Origin of the sequence: Pseudomonas triticifolii, from assembly GCF_014358015.1 — a bacterium.
Classification (GTDB): Bacteria; Pseudomonadota; Gammaproteobacteria; order Pseudomonadales; family Pseudomonadaceae; genus Aquipseudomonas; species Aquipseudomonas triticifolii.
The window spans coordinates 104208-129783 of the sequence record NZ_JACONV010000004.1 but is presented as its reverse complement, the minus strand read 5'-3'; the positions used below and the strand labels follow the sequence as shown (position 1 = coordinate 129783).

The window sequence follows — 25576 nt, the reverse complement described above, 5'->3', positions numbered from 1 at the left end:
ATAAACGGAAACGCCAGCCCCTTGCGGCTGGCGTTTCTGTTTACGGATGTTTTTCATCCTGCGTCAGGGTTGAGTAAACAGCCCGTCACGTCTGCTCGTCTCTTTTAAACCCCGATGTGGAGGCCGGTGTACAATGCCGCGCTTTTTTCTGTGAATCACTGTTGTTTGAAAACGCTCGGGGCTACCCGTTCTGAGCGCTGCATTCCGTTGCGTCACGAGCGCAACGGGTCCTATCCGTCACAGAACAAGAACAATCAGGTGGCTTTTGATGAGTGAACAAAACTCAGCGTCTGGCGAGTTGAAGCGTGGTCTGAAGAATCGGCACATCCAGCTGATCGCCCTTGGCGGCGCTATTGGAACGGGCCTGTTCCTGGGCTCGGCTGGTGTGTTGAAATCGGCCGGGCCGTCGATGATTCTCGGTTACGCAATCTGCGGCTTCATCGCCTTCATGATCATGCGCCAGTTGGGCGAAATGATCGTCGAAGAGCCGGTGGCCGGGTCGTTCAGCCATTTCGCGCACAACTACTGGGGCGGCTTTGCCGGTTTCCTGTCCGGTTGGAACTGCTGGTTGCTGTACATTCTGGTCGGCATGTCGGAACTGACGGCCGTCGGCAAATACATCCATTACTGGTTGCCCGATATTCCGAGCTGGGTCTCGGCTGCAGCCTTCTTCGTGCTCATCAACGTCATCAACCTGGCCAACGTCAAAGTGTTCGGCGAGACCGAGTTCTGGTTTGCGATCATCAAGGTGGTTGCGATCATCGGCATGATTGCGCTGGGCAGCTACATGCTGGTCAGTGGCAGCGGCGGACCGCAGGCGTCGGTCAGCAACCTCTGGGAGCACGGCGGATTCTTCCCCAATGGGGTCAGCGGTCTGGTGATGGCGCTGGCGATCATCATGTTTTCATTTGGTGGTCTGGAAATGCTTGGCTTTACCGCGGCTGAGGCAGAACAGCCGAAGACGGTTATTCCGAAAGCCATCAATCAGGTCATCTACCGCATTCTGATTTTCTACATCGGCGCATTGGTGGTGCTGCTCTCGCTCACCCCTTGGGATAGTCTGCTGACCAGTCTTAATGCCTCGGGCGATTCCTACAGCGGCAGCCCGTTCGTACAGGTGTTCTCGATGCTGGGCAGTGACACCGCTGCGCACATTCTCAATTTCGTTGTTTTGACTGCGGCGTTATCGGTCTACAACAGCGGCACCTACTGCAACAGCCGCATGCTGGTCGGCATGGCCGAGCAGGGCGACGCGCCCAAAGGGCTTGCACAGGTGGACAAACGCGGTGTGCCGGTCAAGGCGATCTTCGCCTCGGCGGCGGTGACGCTGGTGGCGGTGTTGCTCAACTACTTCGTTCCGCAGCATGCGCTGGAGTTGCTGATGTCGCTGGTGGTGGCCACGCTGGTCATCAACTGGGCAATGATCAGTTACTCGCACCTGAAATTCCGTCAACACCTGAACCGCACGCAACAGGTCCCGCTGTTCAAGGCCCTGTGGTATCCGTATGGCAATTACGTGTGCCTGGCGTTCGTGGTGTTCATTCTGGGCATCATGCTGATGATTCCCGGCATTCAGGTATCGGTCTATGCGATACCGGTCTGGCTGGCTGCCATGTGGCTCTGCTACCGGATCAAGAATCGACGCGATCTTATGGTGGCGTCCGCCTCGGTCAAGTAATGCCAAACCCTTGAAGAACCCGGCTCATGAGGCCGGGTTCTTCATACGAGCCATGCACGGCGGCTACGAGCGGCGTATCCTTGGCGTTCATTCGGATTGTGTGTAGATGTCTTCATGCTGGTGATTTCCAACAACGTTCATTTGCCGGACACCGAAATCGAGTTGACTGCCATTCGTGCCCAGGGCGCGGGTGGGCAGAACGTCAACAAGGTCTCCAGTGCCATGCATTTGCGTTTCGACATTCACGCATCGTCGTTGCCGCCTTTCTATAAAGAGCGGTTGCTGGCGCTGAGCGACAGTCGGATTACCAGTGATGGGGTGATCGTGATCAAGGCGCAACAGTACCGTACGCAGGAGCAGAACCGGGCCGATGCGTTATTGAGGCTGAGCGAGTTGATCGTCAATGCCGCGAAGGTCGAGAAAAAGCGCAGGCCGACGCGGCCAACCCTGGGTTCAAAGACTCGCAGACTGGAGTCCAAGAGCAAGCGGGGTTCGATAAAGGCAGGGCGGGGGAAAGTGGACTTCTGATCGAACGAGGCCGCATCTGATGCGCAGGGCAGTCAGTGCAGCCTCATCCTCACCGGGTCAGCGAGCAGCTTTCTGCTGAAGCTCGTGACGACGCAGAGCGCGCACCTTGTTAAGGGTGTCGGCACACGTCTTGGCCGCTTCTTCGCCTTTGTGCACGAAGTGATCGAAGAAGAACTTCTGATGCTCTTCACCAGCATGGAAGTGATGCGGCGTCAGCACCACGGAGAATACCGGCACTTCGGTTTCCAGCTGGACCTGCATCAATGCGCTGACCACCGACTGCGCAACGAACTCGTGGCGATAGATGCCACCGTCCACCACCAGTGCAGCGCCGACGATACCGGCGTAACGGCCTGAATTGGCCAGCAGTTTGGCGTGCAGCGGGATTTCGAATGCGCCACCTACTTCAAAGAAGTCGATGTCGCTCTCGGCGTAGCCGTGGTGGGCCATTTCGGCGACAAAACCTTTACGGCTCTGATCGACGATCTCTTTGTGCCAGCAGGCCTGGATAAACGCAACGCGCTCGTTTGGATGACTTTTGCTTTTGCTGTCGATTGCAGTGGGTTGCACGTGTTCTGACTCCTGTTTATAGAAAAAACAGGGCATTTGGATCGAAAGGGATTCTAGTCGCGTAGGAAAACCTCTTGAACCGAGTCGTTCAAGATGGGGTTTTGCAGACGTTCTTGTAGACGCCACTCCCGCTCTCTCTTCATCCGGACTATGACCGTCGGCCCCGGAATCACACCGGGTCTGCTGACCTTGCGGGTCGTCAGCCAAGGCTGCCAGCCCTCAAGCGCTCGCGGGCTAGACGCATTGCGCATCATTACCGCCGGTGGGGAATTACGCCCCGCCCTGAGAACGTTGCCGACACATCTCGTGGCCGGCGCGGGATTTTTATCACAGTTCTTTGGGTCATGCATGGACACTTTCGTACGGTGAACCTACCTTTTTCGTATAAAGCAGTGGAGTATCGAGGGCGACAGGGCTTGATTATCATGTGCCACGGCCTTAGTAATGCCTTGTTGCAGCCACAGGGTTGCTTAATCGTTCCTCGAATTCAGGGAGTTTTTCGTGACGGTCATCGATCTGCGCAGCGACACAGTGACACTGCCAACGGCTGGCATGCTCGATGCCATGGCGCGAGCACCCGTCGGCGATGACGTGTATGGAGAAGACCCGACCGTCAACCTGCTCGAAGCTACTCTGGCCGAGCGCCTGGGCTTCGCCGCTGCGCTGTTCGTGCCGTCCGGCACTATGAGCAACCTGCTCGCGTTGATGGCTCACTGTGAGCGGGGCGATGAATACATCGTTGGCCAGCAGGCGCACACCTATAAATACGAGGGCGGAGGTGCGGCGGTGCTCGGCTCGATTCAGCCGCAACCGCTGGACGTTCAGCCCGACGGCTCGCTGGACTTGCAACAGGTGAGCGACGCAATCAAGGCCGATGACTTTCACTTCGCCCGCACTCGTCTGCTGGCGCTGGAAAACACGATGCAGGGTAAGGTGCTGCCGCTGTCCTACCTGGCCGCCGCGCGAGCCCTGACGCTGGAAAAAGGCCTGGCCCTGCACCTGGACGGCGCGCGGTTGTACAACGCGGCGGTAAAGCTCGGCGTCGATGCGCGGGAGATCGCGGGTTATTTCGATTCCGTTTCCATCTGCCTGTCCAAAGGGCTGGGCGCGCCGGTGGGTTCGGTACTCTGCGGCTCCCATGAACTGATCGCCAAGGCGCGTCGTTTGCGCAAGATGGTCGGCGGCGGTATGCGTCAGGCCGGTAGTCTGGCAGCCGCCGGGCTGTATGCGCTGGATCATCAGGTCGAGCGACTGACTCAGGATCACGCCAATGCAGCGTTTCTGGCTGAAGGGCTGGCAGCGCTGGGCTATGGTGTAGAGCCGGTGCAGACCAATATGGTGTACGTGGCTGTTGGTGAGCGCGCCGGATCGCTTAAGGCATTCTGTGCCGCGCGCGGCATTCAACTCGTGGCAGCCCCGCGTTTGCGGATGGTGTTGCACCTGAACGTTTCCCGAGCACAGGTCGAGGAAGTGATCAGTGCATTTGCCGAGTTCACACGTCAATGACGTGCCAATAGTCCAGTTACTTGTTTCTATCGTACAAACACACTGTACCGAGGGCGCAACGCCTATATAATGCGGCCCTTTGCCGTCGCTACGTCATCTGACGTTTTGCACTTGCCTCTGGCCGCAGTCTCCGTGGAAGAACCTATGAAAAGCGCAGAAATCCGTGAAGCCTTCCTTGGCTTCTTCGAAGAGCAGGGCCACACACGTGTTGCCTCCAGCTCCTTGATTCCGGGCAATGACCCAACCCTGCTGTTCACTAACGCAGGTATGAACCAGTTCAAGGATTGTTTCCTGGGTCAGGAAAAACGTGCCTACACCCGAGCGGTCACCAGCCAGAAATGCGTGCGTGCCGGTGGTAAGCACAACGACCTGGAAAACGTCGGCTACACCGCCCGTCATCACACCTTCTTCGAAATGCTGGGCAACTTCAGCTTCGGTGACTATTTCAAGCGTGACGCCATCACCTACGCCTGGACGTTTCTGACCTCCGATAAATGGCTGAACCTGCCCAAGGAAAAACTCTGGGTCACGGTCTACGCCACTGACGATGAGGCCTACGACATCTGGACCAAGGAAATCGGCGTGCCTGCCGAGCGCATGGTTCGCATTGGCGACAACAAAGGCGCGCCCTATGCGTCCGACAACTTCTGGACCATGGGCGACACCGGTCCTTGCGGCCCCTGCAGCGAGATCTTCTTTGATCACGGTCCGGAAATCTGGGGCGGTCCTCCAGGCTCGCCGGAAGAAGACGGCGATCGTTACATCGAGATCTGGAACAACGTGTTCATGCAGTTCAACCGTACGGCCGACGGCGTGCTGCACCCGCTGCCAGCGCCATCGGTCGACACCGGTATGGGCCTTGAGCGCGTGAGTGCGGTGCTGCAACACGTTCACTCCAACTATGAAATCGATCTGTTCCAGAGCCTGCTGACCGCTTCGGCGAAGGCCATCGGTTGCACCAATGACGCCCAGGCGTCGCTGAAGGTCGTGGCTGACCATATTCGTTCGTGCGGTTTCCTGATTGCCGATGGCGTACTGCCTTCCAATGAAGGTCGTGGCTACGTGCTGCGCCGCATCATTCGTCGCGCCTGCCGTCACGGTAACAAGCTGGGCGCCAAGGGCAGCTTTTTCTATCAGATCGTGGCTGCGCTGGTTGCCGAGATGGGCGATGCGTTTCCTGAACTGGTTCAGCAGCAGGCGCATATCGAGCGCGTACTGAAAGCTGAAGAAGAGCAGTTCGCCAAGACGCTTGAGCAAGGTCTGAAAATCCTCGAGCAGGACCTGGCTGAGCTTCAGGGTTCTGTCGTGCCGGGTGAAGTGGTGTTCAAGCTTTACGACACCTACGGTTTCCCGATGGACCTGACCGGCGATATCGCCCGCGAGCGCAACCTGACGCTGGACGAAGCAGGCTTCGAGCGTGAGATGGATGCCCAGCGTGTGCGCGCCCGTTCGGCCAGTTCGTTCGGCATGGACTACAACAGCCTGGTCAAGGTCGACGCGGCAACCCTGTTCACCGGTTACTCGGAGACAACTGGCAGCGCCAGCGTTGTCGCGCTGTACAAGGACGGTCAGTCCGTTCAGCAGTTGAACGAAGGCGAAGAGGGCGTCGTGATCCTCGACACCACGCCGTTCTACGCAGAGTCCGGCGGCCAGATTGGTGACAGCGGTTTCCTGGAAGCGGGCGGCGTGCGTTTCGATGTGCGCGACACGACCAAGACCGGTGGCGCTTTCCTGCACCATGGTGTCGTGGCCGGTGGCAGTCTGACCGTCGGCGCGCAGGTTGAAACCCAGGTGTCGGCCGACGTTCGTCAGGCAACTGCGCTGAACCACTCTGCCACGCACTTGCTGCACGCAGCCTTGCGCCAGGTGCTGGGCGATCATGTTCAGCAGAAAGGCTCGCTGGTCGACAGTCAGCGTCTGCGCTTTGACTTCAGCCACTTTGAAGCGATCAAGCCCGAGCAGTTGCGCGCGCTGGAAGACATCGTCAACGCTGAAATCCGCAAGAACACGCCGGTCGTGACCGAAGAGACCGACGTCGACACTGCCAAGAAGCGCGGCGCGATGGCGCTGTTCGGCGAGAAGTATGGTGATAGTGTGCGCGTGCTGAGCATGGGCGGTGATTTCTCCGTCGAGCTGTGCGGCGGTATCCACGCCAATCGCACCGGCGACATCTCGCTGCTGAAGATTGTCAGCGAGGGCGGTGTTGCTGCAGGCGTTCGTCGTATTGAAGCGGTCACGGGTGCTGCGGCGCTGGAATGGCTGAATTCGGCTGAAGATCAGCTCAAGGAAGCTGCGACACTGGTCAAAGGCAATCGCGACAACCTGCTGGATAAACTGACGGCTGTTCTTGAGCGCAATCGTCTGCTGGAAAAACAACTGGAACAGCTTCAGGCCAAGGCTGCCAGTGCTGCGGGCGACGACCTGTCGTCTGCCGCGCTGGATGTCAAGGGTGTCAAGGTTCTGGCCACACGCCTGGATGGTCAGGACGGCAAGGCGCTGTTGGCGCTTGTCGATCAGTTGAAGAACAAGCTCGGCCGCGCAGTGATCCTGCTCGGCAGTGTTCATGAAGACAAGGTTGTCTTGGTTGCAGGCGTGACCAAGGACCTGACTGGCCAACTCAAAGCCGGTGATTTGATGAAGCAAGCGGCCGCAGCGGTAGGTGGCAAAGGCGGCGGCCGTCCTGATATGGCTCAAGGTGGGGGTGTCGATGCAGGTGCGCTGGATGCTGCGCTGGCACTGACTGTTCCTTTTGTAGAGCAGGGTATCTGAATCGGGTTCGCAGGCCTGTCTGCGTAAGGCAGGCCTGATATGCGGACTCGTCTGTTTATGGGTGCTCTTAACGGGTTCTGAGGCGGCTTTGAGATGGCTTTAATCGTACAGAAATTTGGCGGCACCTCTGTGGGCTCAATTGAGCGCATCGAGCAGGTGGCCGACAAGGTCAAGAAATTCCGCGAGGCGGGCGATGACCTGGTGGTCGTGCTGTCGGCCATGAGCGGCGAAACCAATCGTCTTATCGACCTGGCCCGGCAGATCAGCGATCAACCGGTTCCACGTGAGCTGGACGTGATCGTGTCCACTGGCGAGCAGGTCACCATTGCCTTGCTGGCCATGGCGCTGATGAAGCGTGGTGTGCCTGCGGTGTCCTACACCGGCAATCAGGTGCGCATTCTCACTGACAGCGCGCACAACAAGGCGCGCATTCTGCAGATCGACGACCAGAAAATCCGCAACGACCTGAAAGAAGGTCGTGTGGTGGTGGTGGCCGGTTTCCAGGGCGTCGACGAGAACGGCAACATCACGACACTGGGCCGTGGCGGTTCCGACACGACCGGCGTCGCGCTGGCGGCGGCCTTGAAAGCCGATGAGTGCCAGATCTACACCGATGTCGATGGTGTTTACACCACCGATCCGCGTGTGGTCTCGCAAGCACAGCGTCTGGACAAGATCACCTTTGAAGAAATGCTGGAAATGGCCAGCCTTGGTTCCAAGGTGCTGCAGATCCGGGCGGTTGAGTTCGCCGGCAAATACAATGTCCCGCTGCGCGTTTTGCACAGCTTCAAAGAGGGTCCGGGCACCCTCATTACCATCGATGAAGAGGAATCCATGGAACAGCCGATCATTTCCGGCATCGCTTTCAACCGCGATGAAGCCAAGCTGACGATCCGTGGCGTGCCAGACACTCCGGGTGTGGCGTTCAAGATTCTCGGCCCGATCAGCGCGGCAAACATTGAAGTCGACATGATCGTGCAGAATGTGGCGCACGATAACACCACCGATTTCACCTTCACTATTCACCGCAATGACTATCAGGCAGCACTTCAGGTGCTTGAGACGACAGCGCGTGAAATCGGCGCACGTGAAGTGTCCGGCGATACCAAGATTGCCAAGGTCTCCATCGTTGGCGTGGGCATGCGTTCCCATGCAGGCGTTGCTAGCCGCATGTTCGAAGCGCTGGCCAAGGAGAGCATCAATATCCAGATGATCTCCACCTCGGAAATCAAGGTGTCCGTGGTGATCGAAGAGAAGTACCTGGAGTTGGCGGTGCGCGCACTGCACACGGCGTTTGAACTGGATGCTGCTCGACAGGGCGAGTGATCTGTCTTCGGTGCGTGCGGCCTTGCTGCACGTACTGAGAGCTGCGCAGAAAGGCTGTTCTTTTCTTTGCGTTAGTCGATACTCGGCCATGTTCGCAGGCTTTGATGCTGCGGGCTTTGCCTACTGGTTGTGCAGACTGTTGTCCCTGAATGAATGCGTAAGGAGAAAAGTATGCTGATTCTGACTCGTCGGTGCGCAGAAAGCCTGATCATAGGTGATGGTGAAATCACTGTGACCGTGCTGGGCGTAAAGGGTAATCAGGTGCGTATTGGTGTCAATGCGCCCAAGGAAGTCGCGGTTCATCGTGAAGAGATTTACCTGCGGATCAAGAAAGAGAAGGACGAAGAACCAAGCCATTAATTTTTATTGAATTTTTGGTTTGCAAACGGGGAAAAGGGTGGTTATTATACGCCCCGTGTTGCGGAGAGCTGGCCGAGTGGCCGAAGGCGCTCCCCTGCTAAGGGAGTACACCTCAAAAGGGTGTCGGGGGTTCGAATCCCCCGTTCTCCGCCATTATTTGTGTAGTGCGTTAGATTTGGCTTGATCTGTAAGTTGTTGAATTTACTAGAAAAAGTGCTTGACAAAAGAATCTAACGACCTATAATGCGCGGCTTCAACACTGCACTCGTAGCTCAGCTGGATAGAGTACTCGGCTACGAACCGAGCGGTCACAGGTTCGAATCCTGTCGAGTGCACCATTTAAGGTTGGTTTCAAGGTTGTAAGTAATTACAGCGTTGAAGTTGACTGGCTTCAACCAGAGGTGATCTGGTCTAAAAACACCAATGCACTCGTAGCTCAGCTGGATAGAGTACTCGGCTACGAACCGAGCGGTCACAGGTTCGAATCCTGTCGAGTGCACCAAACACCAAAAAGCCCACATCGAAAGATGTGGGCTTTTTGCTTTCTAGCGTTTTCCTTTCACGCATCCGTCCTGATCAAACGTCACTGTATGGCTACGGCCTTTCTTCTGTTGATACACGTAACGCAGTTCGCCGTTAGTGTTAGTGACTCGATCGGGTCGGCCCAGAAGGCTTTCGACATCGCGACGGGTCATTCCGGGTGGCGTGCGTTGATTGATGATGGCTTGCCGACGCTGGTCGGCGCTCAACCGATTGCCGCAACCGTCTTCACGCTGACCGACGATGACGACTTCCTTGTTTGGCGCTCGAGCTCTTCGGGATTCATTGATCTCTTTAGATGGCGGCATCAAGCCTTGCGTGCTCCCTGGCGGCGCATTAAAGGCGCGTTGCAGTTGGCGGCTGTGTCCGTCGGGGCAGCTCAATGTGGTGAACGTGACATTGCCAGCGGTATCTTCACAGCGCTGCACGGTGTTGGCCTCGGTAATCAGGGGCAGGAGGAGCAGGGCGCTCCATAACGAAACATGAGTGGTGATGCGCATGGTCAGGTCCTTCAGACGGCGATCGTGACAGCCTAATGGTGGTCCTTCATCAGGGCTAACGTGTTTTCTTGGCTGAATGTGACGTCGAACTCCTGTTGGCTCGCAGAACGTTTGAAGTTTGCGTTGCAAGCGCCTGTTCCAGGCTGAATTTCTCGCGTGCGATCCGCTCAAAGCGGTGTATCATTGCGCCCGTCAGCCCCGCCGGGGCTTGTGGAATACCTCCATGGACTTACCCAGTAGTTACTCAATAGTTTGTATCAACAATCATGAATTAACTGATTGATCTCCCCGGCGTGCTCCGCTGCTGGGAGTGGAGTTCGCCTATGACCGAAAGAGAAGTCAAAAAAACGCAGGAAAGCTTGCAGGATCGTCTTGCTCAAGTTATCGAGCTGCTGCAGCGCCAGCGTATCGTTGAAGACCTGACTCATCGCCAGGAAGGTCAGCATCAGGATCGCGTAGAAAATCTGGTTCACCGGCAGAACCTTGTCGAGCTGCAGCGCAAGCTCGATGACCTTCACTCCGCCGACGTCGCCTACATTCTTGAAGCACTTCCTCTTGAAGACCGTCTCTCTGTCTGGCAGCTGGTCAAGGCCGAGCGCGACGGCGACATTCTTCTGGAAGTGTCGGATTCCGTTCGTGAAACCCTGATCGCCGACATGGACGATCACGAGCTGCTCGCAGCCGCCCGGGATATGGACGCCGACGAGCTCGCCGACCTGGCCCCTGAACTGCCGCGTGATGTGGTTCATGAGCTGATGGAAGCTCTGGATTCGCAGCAGCGTGAACGCGTCCGCTCTGCGCTGTCCTACGACGAGGACCAGGTCGGCGCACTGATGGACTTCGAGATGGTGACCATCCGTGAGGATGTCAGCCTGGAAGTCGTCCTGCGCTACCTGCGCCGGCTCAAGGAGCTGCCCGGTCACACCGACAAACTGTTCGTCGTCGACATCGACGGTGTGCTCAAGGGTGTCTTGCCGATCAAGCGACTGCTGGTCAACGACCCGGAAAAAAAGGTTGGCGAAGTCATGGCCAACGACCCGGTCAGCTTTCATCCGGAAGATGACGCCTATGATGCGGCCCAAGCCTTCGAGCGTTACGACCTTATCTCCACGCCTGTCGTGGATAAGAACGGCAAGCTGATCGGCCGTCTGACCATCGACGAAATGGTCGACCTGATTCGTGAGGAGAGCGAAAGCGAAGTCCTCAACATGGCGGGTTTGCGTGAAGAAGAAGATATCTTCGCTTCGGTCTGGCGCTCGCTGCGTAACCGTTGGGCGTGGCTGGCGGTCAATCTGATCACCGCTTTCCTGGCCTCACGTGTGATCGGCCTGTTTGAAGGCTCGATAGAAAAGCTCGTCGCCCTGGCGGCGTTGATGCCTATCGTGGCAGGTATTGGCGGTAACTCTGGCAACCAGACGATCACCATGATCGTTCGCGCCATGGCGCTTGATCAGGTCAATGTGGGCAATACCTCGCGGCTGCTGCGCAAGGAGCTGGCAGTCGGCCTTATCAACGGGTTGATATGGGGTGGGGTGATCGGAGTGGTGGCCTACCTGCTGTATGGCAGTTGGTCGCTTGGCGTGGTGATGACCGCAGCCATGACTCTTAACCTTTTACTGGCTGCGCTGATGGGGGTTTCCATCCCGATGGCATTGGTCAAGTTGGGTCGAGATCCGGCAATGGGCGCAAGCGTCATGATTACGGCGATGACCGACAGCGGTGGGTTCTTTATCTTTTTGGGGCTTGCGACCATCTTTCTTCTTTAGGGGACTGCAACAAAAAAACCGCCTGATGGGCGGTTTTTTTTTGTCCTCCAGGACCAGGTTTAGATGGTGTGACGATGTTTCCTACAACAACTAAGGCAGGATCCTGGAACAAAAAAAGGCCAGCTTGCGCTGGCCTTGTAAGACTCTCTGCTAACTGTCACGACGCTTCTGAAGCGAGTTCCGTGTCGTGGGCAATCAGCGACACCAGGGCATTTTGCTGCCTGTGTGAAAGCTGACGAAAGCGTTGCAGCAGCTCACGTTCGTGCAAGGACAGCTCAGGACTGTCAAGACGCAGGCTTGGCTCATCGCCAAGGGCACCTTCCTGAATCAGGCTTTGTTCGAGGCGAGCGATGATCTCAGAGTTCATGCTGCGGTGATGATTCTTGGCTACCTCTTGCACACGATTACGCATGCCGTCTGGTAGGCGAACAACGAACTTATCAGCCGTGCGGCTGGAATAAATAGCCTGTTTCATAGGGCTCATATATTTAACCGGTTAGTTCAGGGGGAAGCGGTTTCAACAAGTGGCCGCAAGATTGTGATCATGAGACCGTCATTTTGGACAAATGTTCCACCGCGTGTCGAAGGGGTAGCATCATCCCCTATTGCGTCGATTCCTTGGCGTCAAATCTGTGACAAATATTGACTCAGATAAAGGCGTTTAGCCAGCACCAATTATCAGAATTGCGGACGGAAGTGTAAAAATAATCAAAACCGTTCAACTGATAGCAGGGCTTCCCGCCTGACTGCTTTTTGCCATCATGGCTATCTGTGTGCAGCGTAGATGCTAAGCGGGTGGAATACGAATGTGCGCCGACGGGCGTGCTACCAGGCGGACGATTTGACTGATAGGGACGAGAGGGTGAAGCGGGGGAGGTGCAGGGCGGTTAATGCGAGGGCCGATGACCCAGTCAGAAGGCGTTGAAAGCCTCGCCGACCAGTACAACCATCAGCAGGATGCAGTTTTCAAAGCAGGGCTCAGCGCAGGACCGGATCGAACTTGAAGCGACGTCCTACTATCAAGGCGACAACGAACAAGCTGCCGAAGAGACCAGCGGCGAGTTTTGACGCAATACTCAACATTTGTGCCTGAGTGGGAAGAAGCAGATCAACGGCAACTGCCATAAATGCCAGGATCAGGAATGACAAAGCGGATTTCGACATGGCTACTCTCTCGTGAAGGTGGGCTATGTGTGACGTCTTCAGAAAACCCAGCGCTGGTCTTCGCGTGGCGTCTGAAGAAACTCCTGCGCGTCGTTGGTCAGCATAGCCGCGCTGGCGCTTCTGTCAGTCATGACTGCGAGCTGAGGTGCATGGCTCAGAGACTGATGAACTTCAGTCTGCACGCTCATCTGATCGTTCTTGACGCCCGTGTCCTGAAAATGAAACGCAATGAGGGCTACCAGAGCGGCTGCATTCAACACTGAGAGGGTCATGTTCATTTGTCAGTACCTGTGCCCGGACATCCGAAGGGAGGAGTGGTTCGCTTGATACTGATAATGCAGTCTGCATGCCAACTAAAACTTGTATAAATACTCTTTAAAAACAATGGCTTAGGCATGTTTAAAAAAGCTCGTCTCTTGCGTTTTGCAATGATGGCTTTTTGGGGTAGTGCAATTTGCATGATCAGTCTGCAGAGGCCTTATCCTTCGGACCGGGACTACGCGGCTGGCGGACAATGACGACATGACAAAACCGCCTCAGATCGTTAAGATGCTCGCCGTCCTCGCTGGCACCAATCGGTGTGCTGGCACGTGTGTCTCAGTAGCTCAATTGGATAGAGCATCCCCCTCCTAAGGGGAAGGTTGCAGGTTCGAACCCCGCCTGGGACACCATATTAATCAAAGATTCAGCGCATTCTTTTGCCTGATTCTCGTTGGTTTACTCCCTGGTCCCCACTTCTCAATACTTTGAGAATTGAGCTATCCGCTTTCCAATCACTCTATCGTTCCCAAAGCCCAGCCAATGCATTGCTGAAAGTAGGTATGCCGCTCTTCGCTTATGCTGATGCTGCAGAATCCGTGAAAATTACAACGTGCTTCGCTTGCTTTAATCACCTCGCGATATCACTGATCGACATAGATTTATTCCTGCACATCTGACCCCATCGAGAATATCCTAGGAGGCCAAAAGCTCCCTCGCTCAAGTGTCTGGCCTGTCGTAAACGCTCATTCAGGTGCTATAAGCAGCTGCTCACTGGCGCCGAAAGGCGTGACTGCGAGTCGACAATGCCTTAAGTTTCGTCCCGCAAAAATTGCCACGGCATTCCAGTGGTGGTGGCACGGTAGGGAGAGCGACCAATGGTTACCTTCAGATTACTATTCCGATATCTAGCTGCGGCCATAGGTCTCATCGCTGCGGCGACCCTTGGTGGATGCGTGATGATCCCCTACGACACGCCGGAAGCAAAAGCCCAGATCCAGCGGGATCTGAAGCTTGAACCCTCTGACATCCAGGCCGTATCTGAAACCAATTGGTGTTTGTTCCCATATGGGAGCGAAGGGAATTGCGTCGTCACGCAGGGCCTGGGCGTTTTGACCAGCAAAGGCCTGATCCTCAGCCTTTATAGCAACCACACCTACACTGAAACGGCTCGCATTCTTCCCGAGCAGGTGCAGTGCGTGAAAACAATTACCGGTCGCACGGGCGTCGAACCATTCTATGTATTCACCAATGACCGAGCCGTCATGCTTACAGTCATCACTTCAGGCGGACAAACGAATTTGCCTGTGCAAATCAGTTTCTTTGATTATCTGACGAGGCGAGGGCAGCTCGTCTTCACGGGAATGGATGGTGGGTATGTGCGCAAAACCGGTCGGCAGCGAATCGTAGGCGGGACAGTGCGAGGGACTGCGATCCCTTGGCATACATCACTTGATATAACCGAAGTTTTTAATCCTTGTCCCTAGGTTGCTGATTAACGGGTGGTGGCACGTCTTCCTGCAAACAGGCTGAATGGCCGGACTAGCGAGTGATCGACAATGTCCAGCGAGACCCTAGCGTCTATCTGACGGTCGCCGGTCTTTCGAAGCATGGTCTGTTTCGGGGAGTACGCAGCTGTCGCGCTGACAGCGAGCGCTGCCATCAGGATGAGGCAACCATGCCAGGTGCGGACGCCAGCGACAGAAGAGGCGATAGCCGATGTTGAGAAGCGGCCTTGTCAATCGCCATGACAAGGGTGCAGCCCAGGCACCGAGACCCGCTGCTCGCCAGCTCCAGAGCGTTGCGTCCAGGCCTGTGACCCAGGTTCCATCGTCAAACCGGGCGTGGAGTGCTGATTCCATTTGTGCGAGCGTGAATCCAACGGACTTGGCATCAAAGGCCTCATCGCTGATATCAACGAAGTGCAGGCGGCTGGGCTCAGCACGTGCACGCAGGATTTTGATTTCTCGAGCGCAGAGCGGGCAGTTACCATCGAAGTAGAGCGTTAGAGGCCACTTTATTGTCTCGTGCATCAGTCATTGTCCCATATTGGTTTTCAACAGATATTCTCAAGAAACCAGGTCAACGCTGGCAGTGCGGCTCGGTGCGCCTTTATCTTGTGAACCAGGACGGCCTGGATGTTTACCAGACTATTCTGGCTTATATAGCCTGGCTGGAGGTAATAAATACGACGTCCGCCAACAGCCTCGATTTCAGAGCAACTCTGAGCCATCCGGCTCCGCTGATGAGCGTGCGCTTCAGCCAACGATTTAGACACGTCAAGGAGGTAGTCCGGCTTGCGCACACGAGCACCGAGCATTTTTGCGTAATTACCGCCTATGCCGTGGTAGCCGTCTGGACAAAAAGAAATCAGCCCTGCACGCCAGACGTGTACAGGGCTTTTTTGTTTTACGTGATTGAGCGCCGGCGTACGCCGAATCGCTCACGTTGCCTCAAGCACCATGGCTGGCTTGAGCGGCGTCGCTTGATAGACCAGCAGTTGCCATTGCTCATCAGTTTTTCTCCACGCCGTGAGCGTTCGGTTGTGCAGATGTTTTCGCACGCCTGCGGAGGTGACGGTGGTGGACATCTCGCCAAACGCGATCGCCAGTTCACCCACACGAGTCACTTTGTCAATTTGATGCTTGAGGGTGTGATAAATGAACTCCCGAGAGCGGCATTTTTCAAGATAGCTCTTGAGATCGTCCACCACACCGCTGGCGTGGATGTAGGTCAGGTCCGGGTGGAACAGGTAGCTGAAGATATCCAGATGACCGCCGAGCATGGCCGCAGTGCGTTGTGCCTCGCAGGTCCGAATGACCAGGTCGATCTGATCGTTATGCGTCATTAGCCGTTCCTCGCGCCGCAGTGACGATGATTTCAATCAGAAGTTTGCCGCCCAGATCGACGCCGTAGCAGGCGCGTTGGGGCCAGTGCTGGGGATTGTCGCCGATCCATCGGGCCCAGATTTCATCGACTGTGGATTTGCTGCCCATGTCTGCCAGTAGCACCTGAGCCGACAGCATGCGCGAAGCGTGGGAGCCAAGGCCTTCAAGGCTGGTGCTCAACGCGGCGAGTGCCTGGTGAGTCTGGCCGACGATGTCCAGTGAGGTGTCCGCGGACGTTGCCACGGTGTAAACGATATCGGCGTAGGCGCAGGAACGGCTACGTCCTGCGTGGCCGCTTGGGACGCGTTCAATTGTCTGCATAGGGAGCTTCATCCCGGTTGAAGTAACGCAGAAGCCAGCATCGACCAGCTTCTGTCATCCATGATTAAACCGGCTGCGTCGCCTCTTCTGCAGCGATGGCGGCCTGCACGCTTGGACGTGCTTCCATACGCCCCATGAACGACGCCAGTTCCGGCCAGTTCTTGACGTCGATATTGAAGAACGGCAGCCACTTGAGCACGGTGAACAGGTAGGCATCGGCCAGGCCGAAGACGCCCAGCAGGTAATCTTTGTTCACCAGGCCTGTGTTCAGGTAGTCCAGGCGCTTGAACAGCTTCTGCCGGAAGATTTCCTTGGTGGGCTCAGGGATCTCGGCATTGAACAGCGGTGCGCTGCCGCCATGAATTTCCGAGGTGATGAAGTTCAGCAGTTCCTGCAGACGAGTGCGTTCCCAGGTGCCGTTGGCCGGCGCCAGCGAATTGCCCGGAACCCGATCGGCCAGGTACTGGACGATGGCTGGTCCTTCAGTCAGCACTTGGCCGTTATCCAGCACTAGCGCGGCGACGTAACCCTTTGGGTTGATGTCGCGGAAGTCACGACTGTCGGCCGTGGCTTTGGTCTTGTTGTTGACTCGGATCAGTTCGAAAGGCAGGCCCAGTTCACGCAGCACGATGTGTGGCGACAGGGAGCAGGTCATTGGGGCAAAGTACAATTTCATGGTATCTCCTATAAGCGGGTAACGCGTACCCGAACGTATTGCCGTTCCAAGCCTGAAACGGCTGTGAACCTCGTTCCAGACATAGTGGTGTCATGTCATCGATGGGTAAAATTACGATCTTATGCATGCATCATTAGGTTCTCTTATGTTCATTCAGGCGACTTTCGCTTCAGTACTGAGAACTGTCACCGGGATATCGCTGCCGAGGGTCGACTTGCGAATTTCATTGTTGGTGAACAGGCCAGCAGCGGCAGGGCGCCCATGTTGGCGGCGGCCACGGTCGGGAACACCACCACGCCGTTTACATCGAATAGCTTGGCGAGGGTGTGTTCCAGGCGTACCAGTGGCTCGGCGGAAAGGCGTGTGCGGGCTACCGAAAAGTGCGCCGACGGGATTTCATCCATTGAGGCCTTGGCGGCGGCGAGCACTTTTGGGTGGGCGTCCAGGTTGAGGTAACCGCAGCGGGTGTAGTCGATCACTTCCTTGCCGCTGGTAGCAATTTCTATGCGGCGGTTGTCGAGCACTCGGCAGGAAACCCCCATCAGACCTTTTTCATACGCGGCGTCGAAATGCGGACGACTGATTTCATCCATTCTCGATGCATTGCGGGCTTTCAGTTGTGGCGCTTTATTGTCCAGGCCGTTATTGATTTCTGCTGCGTCGTTCATTGCAATCTCATCCTATGAGGGGCGTTTCAAGCCGTTGCAGCTTGAGAACGACGCTAGGATCCAAGATCGCTGAAACATTTTGCAAAGGACTAATTGACTGCTACCTTATGACAAAATCTCATGAGCATTACGAAACCTTATGGTTGCCAGAATTCCCTCTCTCAATGGATTGAAAGCGTTTGAATCTGCTGCTCGCCATATGAGTTTTACTAAGGCCGCCGAGGAGCTTAATGTCACGCAGACGGCCATCAGCCATCAGATCCGCCGACTTGAAGATGAACTGGGCGTTCGCCTGTTTCTGCGGCTCAAGGATGGTCTGGCGCTGACTACTGAAGGTCACGCGTATTTGCCCGGTATTCGCTCGGCGTTTCACGAGTTGCGCTATTCCACGGAAATGCTGCTCGAATCGACCAACAACAGCGTATTGACCATCAGCACCCTGGTCTCCCTGGCCTCCAAATGGCTGCTACCGCGCCTGGCCTCGTTTCAGAATGCGTTTCCCAATATCGATGTGCGAGTCACCGCATCAACCGAACTCGTCGACTTCCGCAAGGGCGGGATTGACGCCGCGATCCGCTACGGTTTCGGCGACTGGAAAGGCTTGCGTGTGGATTGGCTCATGTCCGACGAGATCTTTCCTGTGTGCAACCCTAAGCTGCTGACGGGTCCCAACGCCTTGAAAAGCCCGGTCGATCTGGCCAATCAAACGCTGTTGCAGGTCAGCGGCATGACCAGCAATGACTGGAACATGTGGTTGAGCGCGGCAGGGCAACCGAAGAAACTCGCCGAAGGCACGCGGCTGACCTTCGATCTGGCAATGATGGCGGTGCAGGCTGCCATCGACGGATTGGGGGTGTGCATCGGTCGCTCGACCTACGTCGATGACGATTTGAGGGCTGGGAGACTGGTGGCGCCGTTTAACCTCAAGTTGAAGTCCGATCTAGGTTTCTACCTTGTGACGCCGTTGGAAATTGCCAACTCGAATAAAGTTGTGGCATTTCGGACCTGGCTGATCGATCTGGTGCAAAGCGCTGAATCTGCGCCGGTTTCCGAACGCCTTGACTAAGCTTTGCGTTTTGCATGGGCATCTATCCATCACGTTCTTGTTTCTCGATAACAACCTTACGCCCAAGCCCTTCATGACGAAGGGAGATGTGTGGTATCCATTCAGTTTGCGTCTGGACTGGAAGGGAAGTGTAGAGGATGGGAAACGGTCAGGGCTTTAAGGTGGGACTTGTCAGCCAACTGCTTGAAGACACGCAGTTGGAGCAAATTATCAGCCTGGGTGTGGCCCATTTCGTTGATGCCTATCGGATTGACGAAGATGAGCCTGCGCAACGATTGGCCGGGGCGAGGGAGCGCTGGGAGTTGAGGCTTAGCCAGCTGCTGCAAAGAACCCAGTGCCAAATCAAGACCCCCATGAACTTCCCTCCCACCTCACTGATTCTTTCTCAGGACCTGCAGACGGGGCGAGTGGCCGGTTTTTTATACGCCGACCGACTGATTGAACCGCCTGATAGCTGTGACGTTCGTTTTGTTGTCGTCCACCAGGCGTTTCGCCGTCAAGGTCTTCTCGTCAGGATGTTGGACGAACTTGCACGTCATTACTCCACGATCAAGCTTGACTGCAAGGATGAGCGTTTCTTCACGGGTGCCGGTTTCGTTGTCACAGGGCAGTCGGGCACCCATAAGATGATGGAGCGTTCAGGGTGTCGAGGTAAGACTGCTTATGCCGAGCAGCTTCAAGACAATGCGACTTAATGCCGCTGGCGTGTCGCCAGACGGCAGGTCGCCTTTGAAGCGCTCGGCTCGCCTCACGCCTAGTCCATCACCTCTGCCACACCCTGATCTTCTCCCAGAAAACCACCACTCTGGTGCTGCCACAGCCGCGCATAGGTTCCGTTCTTCTGAAGCAATTCGCTGTGAGTGCCTTGCTCGATGATGCGCCCGTCATCCATGACGATGAGCCGGTCCATGGCCGCGATGGTGGACAGCCGGTGGGCGATGGCGATCACTGTCTTGCCTTGCATCATGTCGTCGAGGCTTTCCTGGATGGCGACTTCGACTTCCGAATCCAGCGCGCTGGTGGCTTCGTCCAGCAGAAGGATGGGCGCGTTCTTGAGCATCACCCGGGCAATCGCGATACGTTGGCGCTGGCCGCCCGACAGCTTGATGCCTCGCTCGCCCACCAGCGTGTTGTAACCAGAGTGACCCTGCTTGTCGCTTAGTTGGCTGATAAAACCGTCTGCCTGAGCGTTGGCCGCTGCGCTGCGGATCTGCTCATCTGTCGCATCGGGCCGGCCGTAGGCGATATTTTCGCGAATTGAGCGGTGCAGCAGGGACGTATCCTGAGTCACCATGCCGATAGCGCTGCGCAGACTGTCCTGGGTGACGTGCGCGATGTTCTGCCCATCAACGCGAATCTGGCCGCTGTCCACGTCATAGAAGCGCAGCAGCAGGTTGATGAGCGTGGACTTGCCTGCACCGGAACGGCCCACCAGGCCAATTTTCTCGCCGGCACGAATATGCAAATCAAGACCGTCGAGCACCTGACGCTCGCCGTTGTAGTTGAAGCTCACGTTGTCGAAGGTCACCGCGCCGCCGGAAGTGGCCAGCACACCCGCGTCCGGCGCATCTTGCACCTTGGGGCCTTGCGTCAGGGTTTCCATGCCGTCCTGTACGGTGCCGATGTTCTCGAACAGTGAGGTCATCTGCCACATTATCCAGTGCGACATGCCATTGACCCGCAGTGCCATCGCGGTAATCGCCGCCACCGCACCAGTACCGACTTCGCCCTGGTGCCAGAGGTGCAGGGCATAGCCGCCAGCGCCCATGATCAGTGCGACCACCAGGGCCTGATTGACGATCTCGAACTGGCTGACCAGACGCATCTGGCGAAAGCCGGTTTGCTTGAAGTCTTCCATGGCTGCGCGTGCGAAGTGCGCTTCACGTTTGGAGTGGGAGAACAGTTTTACCGTGGTGATGTTGGTGTAGGCGTCCGAAACACGTCCGGTCATCGATGACCGCGCGTTGGCCTGTTCCTGGCCGACTTTCCCCAGACGGGGCACGAAATACAGCATGGCCAGCCCGAACAGTACGATCCACGCAATGAAAGGCAGCATCAGTTTCAGGTCGAAGCCGCCCGCCAGCGCGATGATTGCAATGAAATACACGCCAATTCCGGGGGCTATCTCGATCAGCGTGAACAGCACCTCACGCACGGACAGCGCCGTCTGCATCACTTTGGTCGTGACCCGGCCGGAGAACTCGTCGGAAAAGAACGAGAGGCTTTGGCGCAGCATCAATCGATGGAAATCCCAGCGCAGCCGCAGCGGCAGGTTGATCGCCAGGACCTGATGCTGAACCATGGTCCTTAACGCTACCAGCCCGATGCTGGTCAGCAGAATCAGACCGATGCCCCACAGCACTCGACTTTCCTGCTCGCCTGCCTCACCACCTGCCTGCCAGGTCGAGAGCAGGTCCACGACCTGCCCGAGGAACGAAAACAGCCAGGCTTCGTAAATCGAGACGCTGGCACTCAGTACCGCCAACGCGAGGACGTAACCACGAGCACCCCGTGTGCAGGCCCAGAGGAATTTCACCAGACCTTCAGGCGGCGGCGGTGCCTCGTCCGGTGGAAAAGGGTCAAGTCGTTTTTCAAATGCCTGAAGCATCAGCAGTCTCCATCGGAATCAGTTAAGGCGATCCTTCCATGACTCACACGGCCATCCGCCCGCTCATGCAGCGGGCAAATAAGCGTTGCAACCGTGTTAGCGACGCAGCGGTGGCGTGCGACGCGGGATCACCCGCTTGCCACCCGTTGCTTCGAACGCCGACGCAAAACGCAGCAGGTTTGTGTCGTCATACGCACGCCCGGCGAAGGTCAGACCGACCGGCATGCCGATATCGGCCATCAGCCCCATCGGCACGGTGACGGTCGGTACGCCCAGGTGACGGATGGCGAGGTTGCCGTTGGCGACCCATACGCCATTGCTCCAGGCGATATCGGCAGACTCAATGTTGATGTCCGCATCGGCCGGCCCGACGTCGGCGACTGTCGGAAACAGCACCGCATCCAGCCCGAGTTTTTCCATCCAGTCTTCCAGATCGATGCGACGCATCTGTTCCAGACCGCGAAGGCCGTCGGGAAGAGTGGGTATTTCGTTCCAGGGTGTGATGCCGCGTTCGGCCATGCGCACGTATTCATCCATGCCAGCGGCCAGGTCGTCTTCACGGTTGGGCAGGGTGCCGGGTTCGTGGGGGAATATTTTGGGTCCGTCGACGTCCACGAGACGACTCAGCTTCGGGTCGCCGTTGGCCTGCAAAAACTCGTCGAACGCCCATGCGGACAGGTCCCACAACTCGTGGTGCAGGAATTCTTTGGACACCAGCCCGCGCGTGAATACGGTTGGTGCGCCAGGGCGGTCGCCCTCGCAGTTGGACACCAGCGGGAAATCGACATCGATCACCTCGGCACCCGCCGCGACGAGCGCCTTGCGGGCCTGTTCCCACAGGTCGATCACGGATGCGCGGGTGATGATGCGCTGTCCTGTCGGGCCGCCGATGCCGGGTTTCTCGGCCGTGCCTGCGTCGGGGTCGGCATTGATGTACATGCGTGGCACACCAAAGCGCTTACCCGCGAGGCTGTCGGCAGGTACGGCCAGTTCGGTATAGGACGCAGGGCGTATCGACTCGACGCTCGGGATTTTCACCCATGGCTGCAGACGCCAGAGGTCGCCGCGTGTGTCAGGGTCTTCGGCGACGATCACATCAAGCACTTCCAGCAGGTCGGCCATGGTTCTGGCGTAGGGCACGACCACGTCCATGGTCGGTGTCAGCGGCCAGTTGCCGCGTACCGAGATCACGCCGCGAGAAGGGGTGTAGGCGCACAAACCATTGTTCGACGCCGGGCCGCGTCCGCTTGACCAGGTTTCCTCGGCCATGCCGAACGCGGCGAAGCTTGCGGCGGTGGCGGTGCCTGCGCCATTGGAGGAGCCGGAGGCGAACGGCGCGGTCAGGTAGTCGGCGTTATAGGGACTTTCGGCACGGCCATACACGCCGCGCTGCATGCCGCCATTGGCCATCGGCGGCATGTTGGTCTTGCCCAGGCAGATGGCCCCGGCGGCGCGAAGGCGGCCGATGGTGAAGGCGTCTTTCTGTGCGACCAGATCGACGAATGCCGGGCTGCCCGATGCGGCGGTGAGGCCCTTGACCAGATAGCTGTCCTTGGCGGTGTAGGGAATACCGTCGAGTGGCCCCAGGGTTTCGCCTTTGGCGCGCCGGGCGTCAGAGGCGCGTGCTTCTGCAAGGGCCTCAGGGTTCGGGATGACCAGGGCGTTCAGTGCGGTGGCAGTGTGCGGTCCGTCGTAGGCGTCGATGCGTGCAAGGTACGCCTGAACCAGTTCGACGGCGGTGGTCCTGCCGGATTCAAGCGCCGCGCGTAGCTCGGCAATGGAGACTTCTGTGACTTCGATCATGTGGTTATCACCGACTGCTGATAAGGGGCGACCTCAGCGCTCGCGCTGCGTCGGGCCTTGCGTGCGAACTCAGGTGCAGTTGCCCGCCTTCCGGTAGCCCGCCGCCCTGGCTTTGGATTCCGACTCGAAGGATATCCGATTTTTCGCCGAGACTTTATCGTAGCTCGGGCAGCCTTGAGGCAAGTGGTAGATGTGACTGCTGAGGTTGCCGATGATCACGCCCGCCGAGGATGCGCGGGTCGCAGGCTTTTGCGTGTCAGGCTGCGTCTTGGTCTGCGCGGTTTTCTGCGTAATGGCGCTGACCACGCCGTCGCCGACCGGCTTGTAGCCTTGGGTCCAGGTACGGGCACGGCTGACGAACGGGTTGGCGTGCCCCATGACGGTTGCGATGCGACGATCACGTTCCTTTTCCCAGGCCGTGACCGGGTACTGCTTGTCCCAGGCCATCAACAGCTGTTGCTGCTGGCGCGACATGTTCAGGTTGTACCGATCAAACATATAGAAGGTGGTGCGGGCAACCATGCCTTTTACTTCGTCACGCGGTTCGGCAACGTTCTGCTGGAAATCGACCTTGGTCTTGCACTGTCCATACTGCGGCGCTACGCCTGAGGCCATGCCGTAGTTGTAATTGTTGCGGTCGCCATTCACTTCGCCCACGGCCGGATAGAGGTTGAACAGGTCGGCTTCCATGGCCTTGAACACCGGGTCATCGCTTTCGCAATGTTCACGCCCGCCGTTCTGCCAGCATTGGCGCTGATGGCCGAAGGTCCAGGCCGGGACGATGTGTTCCCATTCGGTCCGCGCTGCGCGGTTTTCCTGTTTCCGGGCTTGCAGGCCACAGGAACCGGCATCGATCCGGCCACCCGATTTCCCGACCCAGGTCCATTTGCAGCCGCAATACAGATCGCCCTGAGCACTGCTGGCCTGATCGAGATAGATCTTTTGTTTGGCAACCACCTTGGCTTCGGAAAAAGTTGAAGGCGGCTCTGCGAAAGCGGGGTTGATAGCGAGGAACGACAGCGTCAAGACGTAAAGCAGAAATTTCATGAGTCAGCATATTTCAGGTTCAGGGGCGCGCATTGTACTCATGACAACCTGGGGGTAAATGAGCAATTCAGGTCGACTGGAGCGGTGACCTGAAACGCGCGCGGTGTTCCTTGGGCGTGATACCGAAGGTCTTGATGAAACGACGAATAAGCGTCGACTCACTGCCCATGCCGCAACGCTGTGCAATGTCCTTGAGCGGGCTGTCCGACGTGTCGAGCAAATGACGCGCCGCTTCCAGGCGTATCGACTCGACCATCTTGCTCGGGGTACGGCCCGTGCTTTCCCTGTATTTGCGTACGAAGGTGCGCTCACTCATGTTCATGAAGTTAGCGAGCGCGGCAACCGATAAATCATCACGCAAATGCACATTGATCCACGCGTGAAGGTCGGAAAACTGACTGCTTCTGGATTGCAGCGCCAAAGAGGAACTGAATTGGTCCTGATCGCCGGGACGTTTGAGGAACATGACCAGGTGCCTGGCCACTTCAAGCGCAGCGCAGTGCCCGAGATCTTGCTCGACGATGGCAAGTGCTAGATCAATTCCAGACGTCACGCCTGCCGATGTCCATGTATCTGCGTCATTGATGAAGATGGGGCCCCGCCTGACCTTGATGGCAGGGAAGCGATGTTCCAGCTCGTCGTAGGCAGACCAGTGAGTAGTGGCTTCCCGGCCGTTCAGTTTTCCTGCACACGCCAGGGCAAATACACCCGTACAGACGGAAACCAGCCGTTGGGCTTTATCGGCATGTTTGACGAAATGGCTGAAGAATCGGGAGTCTTCGCAGAACGCATGGACGCCAGGCCCTCCGGGCACGATCAGCGTGTGCGCCGGTGTTGTATCGGTGCTGAGGAGTTCGGCATTCAGCGAGAAGCTGGAGAAGATTTGGGCCGGAGAGTTCAGTACGAGGATGGACAGTGTGTAAGGCAGATCACTGCTTTTGGCGAGGTGATTGGCTGCGATGAACACATCCAGAGGTCCTGCCAGGTCCAGAAGACTGACGCGGGGATAGGCAACAAACTGTATCGACCTGACAAGCATTTACACGTGCTCCATTGCCAGCGAAGGCGGGTGAATGATCAGTTTGGCGGGAATGGTCAACGCTTTGTCATTTGTTGAATTCGGCACTGATTTATCCTGATTGTGCTTCGCTCGGCAGCCTCGAGCACCGCTCCGTACGCATTGATCTCTATTTAAGGCTTTGAGGGCTGACGCCATGTCACGTCTGGTCAGTAGCACCATGGAATTTGACGCAAGAATGGACGCTGAGCTTAACCGCGAGATATCGGCCATGTTGTCGGCTATCGCGCAACAATCGAAACAGTGCGCAGGTTGCGACCTGAGAAAACACCGAGGTCCGCAGAGATGGATCGTTGAGTGCAGCTGGCGCGATTCGGGTTCTATGTACGAACACTTTAAATCACCACAATTGCAGGCATTGATCACGCTGCTGGTGTCCAGATCAAGCAGGATCGTGTTCGACATTCCTTGCTGAACAGGTTGCAGAGCATCGGTCATTGTCAGCCTCCCGATAGA

The 25576-nt window shown here is 57.0% G+C and carries 25 protein-coding genes, 4 tRNA genes and 1 riboswitch; of the genes, 14 read left to right on the top strand and 15 right to left on the bottom strand.

Annotated elements, in window-relative coordinates:
* The first annotated feature begins 268 nt into the window (after window positions 1-268).
* Both H8S56_RS09465 and arfB read left to right on the top strand, forming a co-directional pair.
* Window positions 269-1678: an amino acid permease gene (locus tag H8S56_RS09465; RefSeq protein WP_024689183.1), complete on the top strand. Its 1410-nt coding sequence runs from the start codon at window positions 269-271 to the stop codon at window positions 1676-1678.
* Between the two features lie 114 nt (window positions 1679-1792).
* A complete protein-coding gene (gene arfB / locus H8S56_RS09460; protein ID WP_004884324.1) occupies window positions 1793-2206 on the top strand; it encodes an alternative ribosome rescue aminoacyl-tRNA hydrolase ArfB in 414 nt (137 codons plus the stop codon).
* 57 nt (window positions 2207-2263) lie between these two features.
* Here the strand turns inward: arfB and H8S56_RS09455 are convergent, their stop codons facing one another.
* Window positions 2264-2776 (bottom strand): 6,7-dimethyl-8-ribityllumazine synthase, encoded by a 513-nt coding sequence (locus tag H8S56_RS09455; RefSeq protein WP_024689185.1) that lies wholly within the window; start codon window positions 2774-2776, stop codon window positions 2264-2266.
* Between the two features lie 126 nt (window positions 2777-2902).
* Window positions 2903-3070: riboswitch (FMN riboswitch) on the bottom strand.
* Window positions 3071-3277: 207 nt separating this feature from the next.
* Between H8S56_RS09455 and ltaE the strand changes: the two genes are divergently transcribed.
* From ltaE to H8S56_RS09420, 7 genes are all read left to right on the top strand, one after another.
* A complete protein-coding gene (gene ltaE, locus H8S56_RS09450; protein ID WP_024689186.1) occupies window positions 3278-4282 on the top strand; it encodes a low-specificity L-threonine aldolase in 1005 nt (334 codons plus the stop codon).
* A 144-nt stretch (window positions 4283-4426) separates the two neighbouring features.
* On the top strand, window positions 4427-7051 hold the full coding sequence (alaS, locus tag H8S56_RS09445; RefSeq protein WP_187518490.1) for an alanine--tRNA ligase: 2625 nt from the start codon (window positions 4427-4429) through the stop codon (window positions 7049-7051).
* 93 nt (window positions 7052-7144) lie between these two features.
* Window positions 7145-8377, top strand: coding sequence for an aspartate kinase (locus H8S56_RS09440; protein ID WP_024689188.1), 1233 nt, complete (start codon window positions 7145-7147; stop codon window positions 8375-8377).
* 171 nt (window positions 8378-8548) lie between these two features.
* A complete protein-coding gene (csrA, locus tag H8S56_RS09435; RefSeq protein ID WP_002554426.1) occupies window positions 8549-8737 on the top strand; it encodes a carbon storage regulator CsrA in 189 nt (62 codons plus the stop codon).
* 62 nt (window positions 8738-8799) lie between these two features.
* Window positions 8800-8890, top strand: a tRNA-Ser gene (locus tag H8S56_RS09430).
* 108 nt (window positions 8891-8998) lie between these two features.
* Window positions 8999-9075: transfer RNA gene (locus tag H8S56_RS09425), tRNA-Arg, on the top strand.
* 87 nt (window positions 9076-9162) lie between these two features.
* Window positions 9163-9239 (top strand) — tRNA-Arg (locus H8S56_RS09420).
* Window positions 9240-9282: 43 nt separating this feature from the next.
* Here H8S56_RS09420 and bamE read toward each other — a convergent pair.
* The gene (gene bamE / locus H8S56_RS09415; RefSeq protein ID WP_187518558.1) at window positions 9283-9777 is read right to left on the bottom strand and encodes an outer membrane protein assembly factor BamE domain-containing protein; all 495 of its coding nucleotides are present in this window, start codon (window positions 9775-9777) and stop codon (window positions 9283-9285) included.
* A 323-nt stretch (window positions 9778-10100) separates the two neighbouring features.
* Here bamE and mgtE point away from each other — a divergent pair, with 323 nt between their 5' ends.
* Window positions 10101-11543 (top strand): magnesium transporter, encoded by a 1443-nt coding sequence (gene mgtE / locus H8S56_RS09410; RefSeq protein WP_024688425.1) that lies wholly within the window; start codon window positions 10101-10103, stop codon window positions 11541-11543.
* 157 nt (window positions 11544-11700) lie between these two features.
* Here mgtE and H8S56_RS09405 read toward each other — a convergent pair whose 3' ends face one another.
* From H8S56_RS09405 to H8S56_RS09395, 3 genes are all read right to left on the bottom strand, one after another.
* Window positions 11701-12027: an Arc family DNA-binding protein gene (locus tag H8S56_RS09405; RefSeq protein ID WP_024688426.1), complete on the bottom strand. Its 327-nt coding sequence runs from the start codon at window positions 12025-12027 to the stop codon at window positions 11701-11703.
* A gap of 494 nt (window positions 12028-12521) precedes the next feature.
* A complete protein-coding gene (locus H8S56_RS09400; protein ID WP_187518489.1) occupies window positions 12522-12707 on the bottom strand; it encodes a PA3371 family protein in 186 nt (61 codons plus the stop codon).
* A gap of 38 nt (window positions 12708-12745) precedes the next feature.
* Window positions 12746-12985 carry a hypothetical protein gene (locus H8S56_RS09395; RefSeq protein WP_187518488.1) on the bottom strand — a complete coding sequence of 80 codons (240 nt, stop codon included), beginning with the start codon at window positions 12983-12985 and terminating at the stop codon, window positions 12746-12748.
* Window positions 12986-13301: 316 nt separating this feature from the next.
* Here H8S56_RS09395 and H8S56_RS09390 point away from each other — a divergent pair.
* Window positions 13302-13378 (top strand) — tRNA-Arg (locus tag H8S56_RS09390).
* 546 nt (window positions 13379-13924) lie between these two features.
* Window positions 13925-14452 (top strand): hypothetical protein, encoded by a 528-nt coding sequence (locus H8S56_RS09385; protein WP_187518487.1) that lies wholly within the window; start codon window positions 13925-13927, stop codon window positions 14450-14452.
* 87 nt (window positions 14453-14539) lie between these two features.
* On the opposite strand, the gene H8S56_RS09380 is transcribed toward H8S56_RS09385, so the two are convergent.
* From H8S56_RS09380 to H8S56_RS09360, 5 genes are all read right to left on the bottom strand, one after another.
* On the bottom strand, window positions 14540-14998 hold the full coding sequence (locus H8S56_RS09380; protein ID WP_187518486.1) for a thiol-disulfide oxidoreductase DCC family protein: 459 nt from the start codon (window positions 14996-14998) through the stop codon (window positions 14540-14542).
* A 410-nt stretch (window positions 14999-15408) separates the two neighbouring features.
* Window positions 15409-15813 (bottom strand): nuclear transport factor 2 family protein, encoded by a 405-nt coding sequence (locus H8S56_RS09375; RefSeq protein ID WP_187518485.1) that lies wholly within the window; start codon window positions 15811-15813, stop codon window positions 15409-15411.
* Window positions 15803-16174, bottom strand: coding sequence for a Rid family hydrolase (locus H8S56_RS09370; protein WP_187518484.1), 372 nt, complete (start codon window positions 16172-16174; stop codon window positions 15803-15805). The genes H8S56_RS09375 and H8S56_RS09370 overlap by 11 nt, the downstream gene beginning before the upstream one ends.
* Window positions 16175-16238: 64 nt before the next feature.
* Window positions 16239-16850, bottom strand: coding sequence for a glutathione transferase GstA (gene gstA / locus H8S56_RS09365; RefSeq protein ID WP_187518483.1), 612 nt, complete (start codon window positions 16848-16850; stop codon window positions 16239-16241).
* A 185-nt stretch (window positions 16851-17035) separates the two neighbouring features.
* A complete protein-coding gene (locus tag H8S56_RS09360; RefSeq protein ID WP_187518482.1) occupies window positions 17036-17518 on the bottom strand; it encodes a PLP-dependent aminotransferase family protein in 483 nt (160 codons plus the stop codon).
* Window positions 17519-17657: 139 nt separating this feature from the next.
* Between H8S56_RS09360 and H8S56_RS09355 the strand changes: the two genes are divergently transcribed.
* Together H8S56_RS09355 and H8S56_RS09350 are read left to right on the top strand one after the other, a co-directional pair.
* Window positions 17658-18584, top strand: coding sequence for a transcriptional regulator GcvA (locus H8S56_RS09355; protein ID WP_187518481.1), 927 nt, complete (start codon window positions 17658-17660; stop codon window positions 18582-18584).
* 137 nt (window positions 18585-18721) lie between these two features.
* Window positions 18722-19279: a GNAT family N-acetyltransferase gene (locus H8S56_RS09350; protein ID WP_187518480.1), complete on the top strand. Its 558-nt coding sequence runs from the start codon at window positions 18722-18724 to the stop codon at window positions 19277-19279.
* A gap of 59 nt (window positions 19280-19338) precedes the next feature.
* Here the strand turns inward: H8S56_RS09350 and H8S56_RS09345 are convergent, their stop codons facing one another.
* The 5 genes from H8S56_RS09345 to H8S56_RS09325 all read right to left on the bottom strand — a co-directional run bounded on the left by H8S56_RS09345 (window position 19339) and on the right by H8S56_RS09325 (window position 25558).
* Entirely contained in the window at window positions 19339-21192 is a 1854-nt protein-coding gene (locus H8S56_RS09345) for an ABC transporter ATP-binding protein (protein WP_187518479.1), read from the bottom strand.
* A 96-nt stretch (window positions 21193-21288) separates the two neighbouring features.
* Window positions 21289-22995, bottom strand: a complete 1707-nt coding sequence (locus tag H8S56_RS09340) for an amidase (RefSeq protein ID WP_187518478.1) — start codon at window positions 22993-22995, stop codon at window positions 21289-21291.
* A gap of 69 nt (window positions 22996-23064) precedes the next feature.
* Complete coding sequence (locus tag H8S56_RS09335; RefSeq protein ID WP_187518477.1) at window positions 23065-24042, bottom strand: endonuclease; 978 nt, start codon at window positions 24040-24042, stop codon at window positions 23065-23067.
* Between the two features lie 67 nt (window positions 24043-24109).
* On the bottom strand, window positions 24110-25081 hold the full coding sequence (locus H8S56_RS09330) for a GlxA family transcriptional regulator (RefSeq protein ID WP_187518476.1): 972 nt from the start codon (window positions 25079-25081) through the stop codon (window positions 24110-24112).
* Entirely contained in the window at window positions 25082-25558 is a 477-nt protein-coding gene (locus tag H8S56_RS09325) for a hypothetical protein (RefSeq protein ID WP_152535019.1), read from the bottom strand.
* Window positions 25559-25576: the final 18 nt, after the last annotated feature.

Excerpts from the sequence above, each read along its gene's own strand:
- H8S56_RS09465 (WP_024689183.1), top strand. The coding sequence starts at position 269 with ATGAGTGAACAAAACTCAGCGTCTGGCGAGTTGAAGCGTGGTCTGAAG.
- arfB (WP_004884324.1), top strand. The coding sequence starts at position 1,793 with ATGCTGGTGATTTCCAACAACGTTCATTTGCCGGACACCGAAATCGAG.
- alaS (WP_187518490.1), top strand. The coding sequence starts at position 4,427 with ATGAAAAGCGCAGAAATCCGTGAAGCCTTCCTTGGCTTCTTCGAAGAG.
- H8S56_RS09440 (WP_024689188.1), top strand. The coding sequence starts at position 7,145 with ATGGCTTTAATCGTACAGAAATTTGGCGGCACCTCTGTGGGCTCAATT.
- csrA (WP_002554426.1), top strand. The coding sequence starts at position 8,549 with ATGCTGATTCTGACTCGTCGGTGCGCAGAAAGCCTGATCATAGGTGAT.
- bamE (WP_187518558.1), bottom strand. The coding sequence starts at position 9,777 with ATGCGCATCACCACTCATGTTTCGTTATGGAGCGCCCTGCTCCTCCTG.
- mgtE (WP_024688425.1), top strand. The coding sequence starts at position 10,101 with ATGACCGAAAGAGAAGTCAAAAAAACGCAGGAAAGCTTGCAGGATCGT.
- H8S56_RS09405 (WP_024688426.1), bottom strand. The coding sequence starts at position 12,027 with ATGAGCCCTATGAAACAGGCTATTTATTCCAGCCGCACGGCTGATAAG.
- H8S56_RS09400 (WP_187518489.1), bottom strand. The coding sequence starts at position 12,707 with ATGTCGAAATCCGCTTTGTCATTCCTGATCCTGGCATTTATGGCAGTT.
- H8S56_RS09395 (WP_187518488.1), bottom strand. The coding sequence starts at position 12,985 with ATGAACATGACCCTCTCAGTGTTGAATGCAGCCGCTCTGGTAGCCCTC.
- H8S56_RS09385 (WP_187518487.1), top strand. The coding sequence starts at position 13,925 with ATGATCCCCTACGACACGCCGGAAGCAAAAGCCCAGATCCAGCGGGAT.
- H8S56_RS09380 (WP_187518486.1), bottom strand. The coding sequence starts at position 14,998 with ATGCACGAGACAATAAAGTGGCCTCTAACGCTCTACTTCGATGGTAAC.
- H8S56_RS09375 (WP_187518485.1), bottom strand. The coding sequence starts at position 15,813 with ATGACGCATAACGATCAGATCGACCTGGTCATTCGGACCTGCGAGGCA.
- H8S56_RS09370 (WP_187518484.1), bottom strand. The coding sequence starts at position 16,174 with ATGCAGACAATTGAACGCGTCCCAAGCGGCCACGCAGGACGTAGCCGT.
- gstA (WP_187518483.1), bottom strand. The coding sequence starts at position 16,850 with ATGAAATTGTACTTTGCCCCAATGACCTGCTCCCTGTCGCCACACATC.
- H8S56_RS09360 (WP_187518482.1), bottom strand. The coding sequence starts at position 17,518 with ATGAACGACGCAGCAGAAATCAATAACGGCCTGGACAATAAAGCGCCA.
- H8S56_RS09355 (WP_187518481.1), top strand. The coding sequence starts at position 17,658 with ATGGTTGCCAGAATTCCCTCTCTCAATGGATTGAAAGCGTTTGAATCT.
- H8S56_RS09350 (WP_187518480.1), top strand. The coding sequence starts at position 18,722 with ATGGGAAACGGTCAGGGCTTTAAGGTGGGACTTGTCAGCCAACTGCTT.
- H8S56_RS09345 (WP_187518479.1), bottom strand. The coding sequence starts at position 21,192 with ATGCTTCAGGCATTTGAAAAACGACTTGACCCTTTTCCACCGGACGAG.
- H8S56_RS09340 (WP_187518478.1), bottom strand. The coding sequence starts at position 22,995 with ATGATCGAAGTCACAGAAGTCTCCATTGCCGAGCTACGCGCGGCGCTT.
- H8S56_RS09335 (WP_187518477.1), bottom strand. The coding sequence starts at position 24,042 with ATGAAATTTCTGCTTTACGTCTTGACGCTGTCGTTCCTCGCTATCAAC.
- H8S56_RS09330 (WP_187518476.1), bottom strand. The coding sequence starts at position 25,081 with ATGCTTGTCAGGTCGATACAGTTTGTTGCCTATCCCCGCGTCAGTCTT.
- H8S56_RS09325 (WP_152535019.1), bottom strand. The coding sequence starts at position 25,558 with ATGACCGATGCTCTGCAACCTGTTCAGCAAGGAATGTCGAACACGATC.